Consider the following 12,704-nt stretch of genomic DNA (forward strand, 5'->3'; position numbering starts at 1 on the left):
GTCGGTCCGGCCGGATACAGTCGCCGCTGGGGCCCTGGCGAGCGACGAGGAGACCGGCGCGTGCACCTGAAGAGTCTGACGCTGCGCGGGTTCAAGTCGTTCGCCTCCGCCACCACGCTGCGGTTCGAACCCGGGATCACCTGCGTGGTCGGCCCCAACGGCTCCGGCAAGTCCAACGTCGTCGACGCGCTCTCCTGGGTGATGGGCGAGCAGGGCGCCAAGTCGCTGCGCGGCGGCAAGATGGAGGACGTCATCTTCGCCGGCACCAGCGGGCGCGCCCCGCTCGGCCGCGCCGAGGTCAGCCTCACCATCGACAACTCCGACGGCGCGCTGCCGATCGAGTACGCCGAGGTGACCATCACCCGGACGATGTTCCGCAACGGCGGCAGCGAGTACGCGCTCAACGGCGACACCTGCCGGCTGCTGGACATCCAGGAGCTGCTCTCCGACTCCGGCATCGGCCGGGAGATGCACGTCATCGTCGGACAGGGACAGCTCGACTCCGTGCTGCACGCCGACCCGATGGGCCGCCGCGCCTTCATCGAGGAGGCGGCCGGCGTGCTCAAGCACCGCAAGCGCAAGGAGAAGGCGCTGCGGAAACTGGACGCGATGCAGGTCAACCTCAACCGGGTGCAGGACCTCGTCGCCGAACTGCGCCGCCAGCTCGGACCGCTGGGCCGGCAGGCCAGGATCGCCCGGCGCGCCGCCGGCATCCAGGCCGAGCTGCGCGACGCCCGGCTCCGGCTGCTCGCCGACGACCTGCTCACCCTGCGCGAGGCCGTCGAGGCCGAGGTCGCCGACGAGTTGGCGCTGAAGCTGCGGCGCTCCACCGTCGAGCAGGAGCTGGCCCGGGCGATCCAGCGGGAGGCCGTCCTGGAGGCACAGGTCCAGCAGCTCGGCCCGAGCCTGGAGGCTGCCCGGCAGACCTGGTACCGGCTCTCCGCGCTGGCCGAGCGCACCCGCGGCACTGTCGGGCTGGCCGAAGCCGGGGCCCGGCACGCGGCCGCCGGGGGAGCGGTCGAGGAACGGCGCGGCCGGGAGCCGGAGGAGCTGGAGCGGGAGGCCGAGCACGTCCGGGAGGAGGAGGCCGCGCTGGCCGAGGCGCTGGAGGAGGCCCGGTACGCGCTCGCCGAGGCGGTCGAGACCAGGGGCGGGCTGGAGCGCGCGCTGACCGCGGAGGAGCGGCGGCTCAAGGACGCGGCCCGGGCCATCGCGGACCGCCGCGAGGGGCTGGCCCGGCTGCAGGGGCAGGCGGCGGCCGCCCGGTCCAAGGCGGCCGCCGCCGAGGCGGAGATCGGCCGGCTCGCCGAGGCCAGGGACGAGGCCGTGCTGCGCGCCGAGGCCGCCCGGGTCGCGTACGAGGAACTGCGCGAGCGGGTCGACGCCTCGGCGGGGGACGACGAACGGGCCGACACCGCGCACGAGGCCGCCCGGGCGCGGCTCGCCGCCCTCGAACGCGAGCTGGCCGGCGCCCGCGAGAGCGCCGGCGCCGCCGAGCGTGAGCGGGCCGGGCTGACCGCGCGGCGCGAGGCCCTGGCGCTCGGGCTGCGCCGCAAGGACGGCAGCGGGGCCCTGCTGGCGGCCGGCGACCGGCTGGCCGGGCTGCTCGGCCCGGCGGCCGCGCTGCTGCGGATCGCCCCCGGGCACGAGGGCGCCGTCGCGGCGGCGTTCGGCGTCGCGGCGGACGCGGTGGCGGTCGACTCGGCCGTCGCGGCGGCCGAGGCCCTGCGGCTGCTGCGCGCCGAGGACGCCGGCCGGGCCGCGCTGCTCATCGCCGGCGGGCCCGAACCGTCCGGACAGCCGGGGGAGTTGCCGCCCGGCGCCCGCTGGGCCGCCGAACTGGTCGACGGGCCGGCCCCGTTGCTGCCGGCCGTGCGCTCCCTGCTGGCCGGGATCGCGGTGGTCGGCTCGCTCGACGAGGCGGTGCGGCTGGTGGCCGGGCAGCCGGCGTGGGTCGCGGTCACCGCCGAGGGGGACCGGCTCGGCGCGGGCTTCGCGTACGGCGGCGCGGGCGGTGCGCCGAGCCTGCTGGAGACCCAGGCGGCGGTCGACGAGGCGGCCCGGGCGATCGGCGAACTGGACGTCCGCTGCGCCGACTCGGCCGGACGGCTGGCCGAACTCGTCGAGCTGCGAGCGGAGTCGGCCGCCGAGCTGGACCAACTGGCCACCGCCCGCCGGAAGGCGGAGCGGGAGCGCGCCGAGGTGGCGGGCGCGCTCGGCCGGCTCGGCGGGCAGTCCCGGGCCGCCGCCGGCGAGGCCGAACGGCTCGCGGCCGCCGCCGCCCGGGCCGAGCGGGGGCTGGCCGAACTGCTCGCCACCGCCGAGGAGCTGGCCGAACGGCTCGCGGCCGCCGAGGAGTCGGCCGAGGCGGGGGAGGACGAACCCGACCCGGCCGAGCAGCAGCGGCTGGCCGAGGCCGCGGTCGGCGCCCGACAGGCCGAGCTGGAGGCCCGGCTCGCGGTCCGGACGCACGAGGAACGGGTCCGCGCGCTCGCCGGCCGCGCGGACCAGCTGGACCGGGCCGCCCGTGCCGAGCGCGAGGCGCGCGCCCGCGCGGCCGAGCGCCGACTGCGCGCCGAGCACGACGCCCGGGTGGCGAACGCCGTGGCGGCGGGCGCCCGGCAGCTGCTCGCCTGCCTGGAGGTGTCACTGGCCCGCGCGGACGCCGGGCGGGCCGCCGTCGAGCAGGCGCGCGCCGAACGCGAGACCGAGCTGCGGGACCACCGCGAACAGGGCCGGGAGCTCAAGGACGAGCTGGACAAGCTGGTCGACGCCGGCCACCGGGACGAGGTGCTGCGCGCCGAGAAGCGGCTGCGGATCGAGCAACTGGAGGCCCGGGCGCTGGAGGAGTTCGGCATCGAGGGCGGCGAGCTGCTCGCCTCGTACGGACCGGACCGGCTCGTCCCGCCGCCCGCGCCCGACGGCGACGAGGCGCCCGGTGAGCCGCGTCCGTACGACCGGGCCGAGCAGGAGAAGCGGCTGCGGGCGGCGGAGAAGGCCTACCAGCAGCTCGGCAAGGTCAACCCGCTGGCCCTGGAGGAGTTCGCGGCGCTGGAGGAGCGGCACACCTTCCTCGGCGAGCAGCTGGACGACCTCAAGCGGAGCCGGCGCGACCTGCTCGACATCGTCAAGGACGTGGACGAGCGGGTCGAGCAGCTGTTCGCCTCGGCCTACCACGACACCGCCGCCCACTTCGAGGGTGTCTTCGCGCGGCTGTTCCCCGGCGGGGAGGGGCGGCTGGTGCTCACCGACCCGGCCGACATGCTGACCACCGGGGTCGAGGTGGAGGCCCGGCCGCCGGGCAAGAAGGTCAAGCGGCTCTCGCTGCTCTCCGGCGGGGAGCGCTCGCTGACCGCGGTGGCGCTGCTGGTGTCGATCTTCAAGGCCCGGCCCAGCCCGTTCTACGTGATGGACGAGGTCGAGGCGGCGCTCGACGAGACCAACCTGCGCCGGCTGGTGGGGATCATGGAGGAGCTGAGGGAGAGCTCCCAGCTGATCGTGATCACCCACCAGAAGCTGACCATGGAGTCCGCCGACGCCCTCTACGGCGTGACCATGAAGGGCGACGGCATCTCCCAGGTGATCAGCCAGCGGCTGCGGCCGGAGGCGCCGACCCGGCGGCGGGCCGGCGGGGAGCGCCCGGAGCGGCCGGAGGAGAGCCGTACCGTTTCCGCGTAGTCCGCCTGCGGTCCGTCCGCGCCGTCGTCACGGATACTGGACGGGTTATGGAATACGTGATCCTTGCCGTAGTCATCGCCGTGGTCGCCATCGGCGCGATCGCGGGCCTCGTCGTTTCCGGCAGACGACGCCAGCAGCTCCCCCCGAAGTCGCAGGCGCCGGTCATCACGGCGCCCAAGACCCCGCAAGAGCCCCAGGTCGGCGAGGAGGCCGCGCCGCCGACCGAGGAGCCCCGACGCACCGTCGAGGAGGTCGAGCTCCCCGAGACCGAGGCCGCCCCCGAGGCGGTCGAGGCGGTCGAGGCCGAGCCGGCCCCGGCGATCGAGGTGCCCGAGCCCACCGCCGGCCGGCTGGTCCGGCTGCGCTCCCGGCTCTCCCGCTCGCAGAACTCGCTCGGCAAGGGGCTGCTCTCGCTGCTCTCCCGCGAGCACCTCGACGAGGACACCTGGGAGGAGATCGAGGACACCCTGCTCACCGCCGATGTCGGCGTGACCCCCACCCAGGAGCTGGTCGAGCGGCTGCGCACCCGGGTCAAGGTGCTCGGCACCCGCACCCCGGACGAGCTGCGCGCCCTGCTGCGCGAGGAGCTCGTCGAGCTGATCGGCACCGAGGCCGACCGCACGGTGCACTCCACCAAGCACGAGGACGGCCCGGCCGTCGTCCTGGTGGTCGGCGTCAACGGCGTCGGCAAGACCACCACCACCGGCAAGCTGGCCCGGGTGCTGGTCGCCGACGGTCGCACGGTGGTGCTCGGCGCGGCCGACACCTTCCGCGCCGCCGCCGCCGACCAACTGCAGACCTGGGGCGAGCGGGTCGGCGCGCGGACCGTCCGCGGCCCCGAGGGCGGGGACCCGGCCTCGGTCGCGTTCGACGCGGTCAAGGAGGGCATCGCCGAGGGCGCCGACACCGTCCTGGTGGACACCGCGGGCCGGCTGCACACCAAGACCGGCCTGATGGACGAGCTGGGCAAGGTCAAGCGGGTCGTGGAGAAGCACGGCCCGGTGGACGAGGTGCTGCTGGTGCTGGACGCCACCACCGGCCAGAACGGTCTGATCCAGGCCCGGGTCTTCGCCGAGGTGGTCGACATCACCGGCATCGTGCTGACCAAGCTGGACGGCACCGCCAAGGGCGGCATCGTGGTCGCGGTGCAGCGCGAGCTGGGTGTCCCGGTCAAGCTGATCGGGCTCGGCGAGGGCGCCGACGACCTGGCGCCGTTCGAACCCGGCGCGTTCGTGGACGCGCTGATCGGGGACTGAGCCCCGCCCTCCCGGTGAAGGGTCCGCTCCGCGAGGGGCGGGCCCTTCGGCATGTCCCGGGGCGGCGGGCGGGTGCGGTCCCGACCGGGTCAGGGCGGGTGGGGAGGGGCGGAGGGGGCCCGTGCGGGCGTGGTTCGTCCCGACGGCTCCGTACGGGCGGGGGAGGGGCGGAGGGCTAGGACGCGAGCCAGGCGGGCTCGGCGGTGCGCTCGCGGCCGCGGTGGCAGGCGTAGGCGAGGGTGCCGAGCAGCAGCCGGGCCTCGGGCGGGCAGCCGGCGTTGTCGCGGGTGGGCCGACGCAGCCAGCGGACCGGACCCAGGCCGCCGAGAACGGTGGGCGGTGCGGCGACGTAGCTGCCCTCGCCGTGGCAGGTGAGGTCGAGCGCGGCGTCGTCCCAGCCCATCCGGTACAGCAGGTCGGGGAGTCGGAGTGCGGTGCCGGCGGCGACCAGGAACTGCAGTCGGCCGGTGGGCGAGGCCAGGACCGGGCCCACCTGGGTGCCCATGCGCTCCAGCCGGACCAGCGCCTGGAGGCCGGCCTGCTCGGGGACGTCCAGGACGTCGAAGGCGCGGCCGGTGGGGAACAGGACGGAGACGTCCGGGGTGGAGCGGGTCGCGGCCGCGCCGCCGGGGGCGGGATGCAGGCCGGGCGCGGCACAGCGGACGGCGCCGCAGTGGCAGCGGTCCGCGGCGGTTGCCGGGCCGGCCGGGTTGCCGACGGTGACCGCCCAGCCCCAGCGACCGGTGTACTCCGCGGCCGCCCGGGAGGCCGTCACCCGGGTGCGGCGGCGTGCGCTCAGCGGGGCCAACCGCAGGTGCCCCAGTCGAAGTTCGCCGAACAGGTTGTCCATGCCTCCCCCAACAGAATCTCGTTGCCGATGGTTACGGGATGGTGACTTTGTGTTGATTGTCCGTTGCGTGGCGCGTGGTGCGGTGGCGGCGCGCAGCGCGTGGCGTGCGCCTGTTGCCGCGGTGTGCCTCGGGCGCCGCCTTGTGGGGGTCGGCGCCGATGCCGGATCGTCGTCTGCGCGAGGCGGTCGTCGATCAGGGTGGGCGGCAAACTCGCCTGGGGCTGCTGTGGGTTGCGGGTGACGGGCCGTGGTGCCGGTGGGGACTTGGCGGCCCGCATATGCCGGACCGCCGGGACTACCCAGTGAAGCGTGCGCGGGGTTGGATCGGTTCACTCCTGGGGGTGGCGAAAGGTGGCGTTTCGCCAGGGCCGCTCCCCCGGACCGTGTGCGGGGCATTACGTTCAGCACGCAGGCATCGTCGGGGAGTCCGCTTCCGGCCTCGTGGGGGCGGGAGTTGGGGAATCCGACGCCTCGTCCGCAAGGATGGCACACCAGTGCGACACGTGGTCCGGCAAGCGGTCTCGGCAGCACCTCGGGTACGGAAGAGCAGCACGTCTGGCAAGAGCCCGCAACCGTCGGGCGGTCACGATCGGGGGCCCCGCAGCAGGGGCCGGGCGGGATGGGGACGTTCCCATGGCAGAGAAGCAACCCAATGAGAAGCTGACCACGTGGTTCGCCCGCAGCGGCTGGTCCAAGGGTGAACTGGCCCGTCAGGTCAACCGCCGGGCCCGTCAGATCGGCGCCCACCACGTGTCCACCGACACCTCGCGGGTGCGGCGCTGGCTCGACGGGGAGCAGCCCCGGGAGCCCATCCCGAAGATCATGTCGGAGCTGTTCTCCGAGCGCTTCGGTTCGGTGGTCTCCATCGAGGACCTCGGACTGCGGGCCGCCATCCCGGTCTCCACCGTGGGCGGCGGCGTCGACCTGCCCTGGAGCGCGCCGCAGACCGTTCAGCTGATCAGCGACTACTCGCGCAGCGACCTGATGCTCAACCGGCGCGGCTTCCTGGGCACTTCACTCGCCCTGACGGCCGGTGCCGCGCTGATCGAGCCGATGCAGCGCTGGCTCACCCCCGGCGCGAACGGCGCCCCCACGCCGATCCTGACCGCGGCCAACGGCGGCGAGCCGTTCACCGGCAGGCTCTCCGAGCCCGAGCTGGAACTGCTGGAGCAGACCACCGTCATGTTCCGGCAGTGGGACGCCCAGAACGGCGGCGGGCTGCGCCGCAAGGCCGTCGTCGGCCAGCTCCACGAGGTCACCGACCTGCTCCAGGAGACCTACCCCGAGCAGACCACCAGGCGGCTGTTCCGGCTCACCGCCGAGCTGGCCCACCTGGCCGGCTGGATGTCCTACGACGTCGGCATGCACCCCAGCGCGCAGAAGTACTACGTGCTGGCGCTGCACGCCGCGAAGGAGGCCGGCGACCGCCCGTTCGGCGCGCTGATCCTCACCGACATGAGCCGCCAGATGATCCACCTCAACCGCGGCGAGGACGCCCTGGAGCTGATCCACCTCGCCCAGTACGGCAGCCGCGACACCGCCACCCCGCGCCAGCAGTCGCTGTTGTACGCGATGGAGGCGCGCGCCTACGCCACCATCGGCGAGGTGAACCGCTGCGCCCGGGCGGTCCGGCTGGCCGAGGACACCTTCACCGACATCCGCGACGGCGACGGCGACCCGGACTGGCTGAAGTTCTTCTCGCCGGCCGAGCTCAACGCCGAGAACGCGCACTCCTTCCGCGATCTCGCCTACCACTCCGACCGGGCCGAGCTCTACGCCTCGATGTCCGCGCCGGTCATGGAGCGGGCGGTCGACCTCTTCCGCCAGGACGGCGACCACGTCCGCTCCTACGCCTTCAACCTGATCGGCATGGCCAGCGTGCACCTGCTGCAGCGGGAGCCGGAGCAGGCCGTGGTGATGGCCGAGCAGGCGGTGGACATCGCCACCAAGGTGCGTTCGGAGCGGCTCAACTCCCGGGTCCGCAAGACCACCGAGGCCGCCGCCGCCCGGTTCAGCGGGGTGGACGCGATCAGCCGGCTCAAGGAGCGGGTGGTCCAGGACATCCCGGAGTACGTCTCGGTGGTCTGACCTGCGCCGACGTACCCTCCCAGCCCCCACCGACCGTGACGGCCGCCGCCGCCACGGTCGGTGGTGTTTCCGGTACTCCTCGTGCCGCGCGGCGGCACGGTAACCCATCGGCTCCGGCGCCACGGTCGTGGTTCACGTAGGCGTAACCCGCGCGTCGCCGTCGTCACGGTCGCGAAACACCGGGCCGCATCGACGGAAACCCGCCTTCGGCACGCTCCTTCCCATCGCCGACACCCCGGGTGGCACGGGACAGGTATCCCGGGTGTGGAGCGGCTTCCATTCATGAGGAGACGCCGATGCCGGACGGCTTCAGCGCGGGCGATACCGCCTTCGTGCTCATTTGCGCGGCCCTGGTCATGGTGATGACCCCGGGCCTGGCCTTCTTCTACGGGGGCATGGTCAGGGCCAAGAGCACGCTCAACATGCTGGCGATGAGCTTCCTCTCGCTGGGCATCGTCAGCGTGCTCTGGGTCCTCTACGGGTACTCGCTCAGCTTCGGCCCGGACGCCGGTGCCGGGCTGATCGGCAACCTGGACTTCCTCGGGATGCGCGGCATCGGGCTGAACGACCTGACCGGCACGATCCCGGTCACCGCCTTCTCCGCCTTCCAGCTGATGTTCGCGATCATCACCCCGGCACTGATCAGCGGGGCCGTCGCGGACCGGGCCAAGTTCACCGCCTGGGGCCTGTTCATCGCACTCTGGGTCACTGTCGTCTACTTCCCGGTCGCGCACTGGGTCTTCTTCTTCGACGGCGGCAACGGCGGCTGGCTCGGCGACCGCAACGGCGTGATCGACTTCGCCGGCGGCACCGCCGTGCACATCAACGCGGGTGTCGCGGGCCTGGCGCTCTGCCTGGTGCTCGGCAAGCGGGTCGGCTTCCGGAAGGACCCGATGCGCCCGCACAGCCTGCCGCTGGTGATGCTCGGCTCCGGGCTGCTGTGGTTCGGCTGGTTCGGCTTCAACGCCGGCTCGGCGCTGGCGGCCAACGGCGTCGCCGCGATGGCCCTGGTCAACACCCAGGTGGCCACGGGGGCCGCGCTGATCGGCTGGCTGGTCTACGAGAAGCTGCGGCACGGCGCGTTCACCACGCTGGGCGCCGCCTCCGGGGCGGTGGCCGGTCTGGTCGCCATCACCCCCGCCTGCGGCTCGGTGAGCCCGCTCGGCGCGGTCGCGATCGGTCTGATCGCCGGTGCCGCCTGCGCCGCGGCGATCAGCCTCAAGTACCGGTTCGGCTTCGACGACTCGCTCGACGTGGTCGGTGTGCACGCGGTCGGCGGCGCCATCGGCTCGCTGCTGGTCGGGCTCTTCGCCACCGGCACCGTCGGCCAGACCGCCAAGGGACTGTTCTACGGCGGCGGCCTGGAGCAGCTCGGCAAGCAGGCGATGGGGGTGGCCGTGGTCGGCGCCTACTCCTTCGTCCTCTCCTGGCTGCTGGCCAAGGCGATCGACCGCACGGTCGGCTTCCGGGTCGCCGAGGAGGTCGAGGTCGCCGGCATCGACCAGGCCGAGCACGCCGAGTCCGCGTACGACTTCAGCGCGCTGGGCGCCGGTCCGGCCCGGATCGCCCCCGCTCCGGCCGCGGCGGTGGTCGCCGGGACCGCCCCCGGGAACGCCGTGAAGAACACCGAGAAGACCGAGGTCGACGCCTGATGAAGCTCATCACCGCAGTCATCAAGCCGCACCGCCTGGACGACGTGAAGGCCGCCCTGCAGGCCTTCGGCGTGCACGGCCTGACCGTCACCGAGGCCAGTGGCTACGGCCGGCAGCGTGGCCACACCGAGGTCTACCGCGGCGCGGAGTACACCGTTGACCTGGTGCCCAAGGTCAGAATCGAGGTCCTGGTCGAGGACGACGACGCCGACCAGCTGATCGACGTCCTGGTGCAGGCCGCCAGGACCGGCAAGATCGGCGACGGCAAGGTCTGGAGCGTTCCGGTCGACACCGCGGTGCGGGTCCGGACCGGTGAGCGCGGCCCCGACGCCCTCTGAGCAGGACCCCCTCCCGCTAGGGCGTGTTTGCAAAGTCCCGCCGGGTCCGCGACGCCGGGCATCCCGCCCACCGCCGCGGCCTGGTCCGACGCGACTTTGCAAACACGCCCTAGCATCAGCACGATCCCGCAGGCGGGCCCGAGACCACCCCGTGGTCACGGGTCCGCTGACGGCGTATCAGCGCTCTTCGCCCGAATCGGTGCTCCACGGTCGAATCGGCGCGCTTCGCTCAACCGGACGACGACGGACGGGGACCCCGTATGACCACCCAGCCCGACCCGCGCTCCCGGCCCGCCGCCGGGCCCGGGACTCCCCCCGCTCACCCGTCCGGCGACGGCCCGCCCGACCACGGCACCGCCCGCGCCCGGCTGCTGGACACGCCCGGCCTGGTCGGGACCGCCCGGCGCACCGCACTGGCCGCGCTCACCGACGACTGGCTGGCCGGCCTGCTCGCGGCGGCCGGCGCCCCCGCCGGGGTCGCCCTGGTCGCGGTGGGCGGCTACGGGCGCGGCGAACTCTCGCCGCGCAGCGACCTCGACGTCCTGCTGCTGCACGACGGCCCGCTCGACCCGGCGCTGCCCGAACGCGTCTGGTACCCGGTCTGGGACGCCGGCGTCTCCCTCGACCACTCCGTCCGCACCCCCGCCGAGGCCCGGAGCGTCGCCGCCGCCGACCTCAAGGCCCAGCTCGGCCTGCTCGACGCCCGGCACGTCGCCGGGGACCAGGCCCTCACCGCGGGGCTGCGCTCCGCCGTGCTCGCCGACTGGCGCACCGGCGCCCCGAACCGCCTGCCCGAGCTGCGCGAACTCGGCCGCGAGCGGGCCGAGCGCCACGGCGAGCTCTCCTTCCTGCTGGAGCCGGACCTCAAGGAGGCCCGCGGCGGCCTGCGCGACGCGGTCGCGCTCAACGCGATCGCCGCCACCTGGCTGGCCGACGCCCCGCGCGACGGGCTGGACGCCGCCGCGACACGGCTGGCCGACGTCCGGGACGCCCTGCACCTGGCCACCGGCCGGGCCACCGAGCGCCTCAGTCTGCAGGACCAGGACCAGGTCGCCGAGCGGCTCGGGGTGCTGGACGCCGACACCCTGCTGCGGCAGGTGTACGAGGCCGCGCGGACCGTCGCCTACGCGAGTGACGTCACCTGGCGGGCGGTGGACCGGGTGCTGGCCGCCCGGACCACCCGGGGGCGGCGCTCCTCGCGGCTCTCCTTCCCGTTCACCGGGACCGGGCGGGGCACCGGCGCGGTGGGGCGCGGCGCCGTCCAGCGCCGCCCGCTCGCCGAGGGCGTGGTCGAGCAGGACGGCGAGGCGGTGCTCGCCCAGGGCGCCCGCCCGGCCGCCGACCCGGTGCTGCCGCTGCGCGCGGCGGCCGCGGCGGCGCAGAACGGCCTGACCATCTCCTACGCGACGGTGCGCCGGCTGGCCGCCGAGTGCCGCCCGCTGCCGGTGCCCTGGCCGGACGAGGCGCGCGAGCAACTGGTCACCCTGCTCGGCGCCGGCGAAGCCTGTCTGCCGGTCTGGGAGGCGCTGGAGGCGGAGGGACTGGTCACCCGGCTGCTGCCGGACTGGGAGCGCGTGCGTTGCCGGCCGCAGCGCAACGCGGTGCACCGCTGGACGGTCGACCGGCACCTGGTGGAGACGGCCGTGCGGGCGGCCGCGATGACCCGCCGGGTGGCCCGGCCGGACCTCCTGCTGGTCGCGGCCCTGCTGCACGACATCGGCAAGGGCTGGCCCGGCGACCACAGCGAGGCGGGTGAGGTGATCGTCCGCGACGTGGCGGCCCGGATGGGCTTCGACCACGAGTCCGTCGAGACGCTGGCGGTGCTGGTCCGCCACCACCTGACCCTGGTGGAGACCGCGACCCGGCGGGATCCGGACGACCCCGCCACGGTGGAGGCGATCACCAAGGTGGTCGCCACCCTGCCCCAGCTGGAGCTGCTGCACGCGCTGACCGAGGCCGACGCGACCGCCACCGGCCCGGCCGCCTGGAGCCGCTGGCGGGCCTCGCTGGTGGACGGCCTGGCGGCCCGGGCCGCCGACCGGCTGGCCGGCGCGTACCCGTCGCCGGCGCCCGGCCGGTGGGGCTCCCACGCGGGGGAGGCGGCGCCGACCGCCGAACAGGAGCGGCTCGCCGTCGAGGCCGCCCGGACGGCCGGCCCGGCGCTCTCCCTGCTGGCCCAGGCCGACGTGGACGAGTCCGGCGCCGAGCCGATGGGCGTGCGGCTGACCCTGGCCGTGCCCGACCGGCCGGGTCTGCTCGGCACCGTCGCCGGGGTGCTGGCCCTGCACCGGCTGACCGTCCGCTCGGCCGGCCTGCGCGAGCTGGACCCGATCGGCGCCGGCCCGGTGCTGCTGCTCTCCTGGACGGTGGCCGCCGAGTTCGGCGAGCTGCCCGAGGCGGCCCGGCTCCGGGCCGACCTGCGCCGGGCGCTGGACGGTTCGCTGGACGTCTCGCGCCGGCTCGCCGAGCGCGACGCGGCCGCCCCGCGCCGGCGCGGCATCCCGACCCCGCCGCCGCTGGTCGCGGTGGCGCCCGCGATGGCCTCGGCCACCGCGACCGTGCTGGAGGTGCGCGCCCACGACGCCCCCGGTCTGCTGCACCGGATCGGGCGGGCCCTGGACGGTGCCGGCGTCCGGGTCCGAACGGCGCACGTCAGCACGCTCGGCGCGGAGGCCGTGGACTCCTTCTACCTGACCGACCAGGCGGGCCGGCCGCTCTCCGCCCAGCGGGCCGGGGAGGTGGCGGCGGCCGTCCGGGCCTCGCTGGGCTGACCGCGGGCCGCCGGGGGCGTCGGGTCCGGCCGCTTCGGACGGGCCGTTCCGGCGGGCCGCCCGGGCCGGCT

At 75.1% G+C, this 12,704-nt stretch carries 7 protein-coding genes; 6 read left to right on the top strand and 1 reads right to left on the bottom strand.

What is annotated here, in order from left to right:
• The first annotated feature begins 60 nt into the window (after positions 1-60).
• Both smc and ftsY read left to right on the top strand, forming a co-directional pair.
• The gene (gene smc / locus ACFXHB_RS22675) at positions 61-3,678 is read left to right on the top strand and encodes a chromosome segregation protein SMC (protein ID WP_380576411.1); all 3,618 of its coding nucleotides are present in this window, start codon (positions 61-63) and stop codon (positions 3,676-3,678) included.
• Positions 3,679-3,725: 47 nt separating this feature from the next.
• On the top strand, positions 3,726-4,934 hold the full coding sequence (gene ftsY, locus ACFXHB_RS22680) for a signal recognition particle-docking protein FtsY (RefSeq protein WP_380576412.1): 1,209 nt from the start codon (positions 3,726-3,728) through the stop codon (positions 4,932-4,934).
• A gap of 175 nt (positions 4,935-5,109) precedes the next feature.
• Here the strand turns inward: ftsY and ACFXHB_RS22685 are convergent, their stop codons facing one another.
• Positions 5,110-5,784, bottom strand: a complete 675-nt coding sequence (locus tag ACFXHB_RS22685; RefSeq protein WP_380576413.1) for a bifunctional DNA primase/polymerase — start codon at positions 5,782-5,784, stop codon at positions 5,110-5,112.
• 633 nt (positions 5,785-6,417) lie between these two features.
• Here ACFXHB_RS22685 and ACFXHB_RS22690 point away from each other — a divergent pair.
• The 4 genes from ACFXHB_RS22690 (at position 6,418) to ACFXHB_RS22705 (ending at position 12,633) form a co-directional block, all read left to right on the top strand.
• Positions 6,418-7,872, top strand: a complete 1,455-nt coding sequence (locus ACFXHB_RS22690) for a hypothetical protein (RefSeq protein WP_380576414.1) — start codon at positions 6,418-6,420, stop codon at positions 7,870-7,872.
• A 296-nt stretch (positions 7,873-8,168) separates the two neighbouring features.
• Positions 8,169-9,524: an ammonium transporter gene (locus ACFXHB_RS22695; RefSeq protein WP_380576415.1), complete on the top strand. Its 1,356-nt coding sequence runs from the start codon at positions 8,169-8,171 to the stop codon at positions 9,522-9,524.
• Entirely contained in the window at positions 9,524-9,862 is a 339-nt protein-coding gene (locus ACFXHB_RS22700) for a P-II family nitrogen regulator (RefSeq protein WP_380576416.1), read from the top strand. Before ACFXHB_RS22695 ends, ACFXHB_RS22700 begins: the two co-directional genes overlap by 1 nt.
• 260 nt (positions 9,863-10,122) lie before the next feature.
• On the top strand, positions 10,123-12,633 hold the full coding sequence (locus ACFXHB_RS22705) for a [protein-PII] uridylyltransferase (protein WP_380576417.1): 2,511 nt from the start codon (positions 10,123-10,125) through the stop codon (positions 12,631-12,633).
• Positions 12,634-12,704 lie beyond the last annotated feature (71 nt).

It is taken from the genome of Kitasatospora sp. NPDC059327 (genome assembly GCF_042752535.1).
GTDB lineage: Bacteria > Actinomycetota > Actinomycetes > Streptomycetales > Streptomycetaceae > Kitasatospora.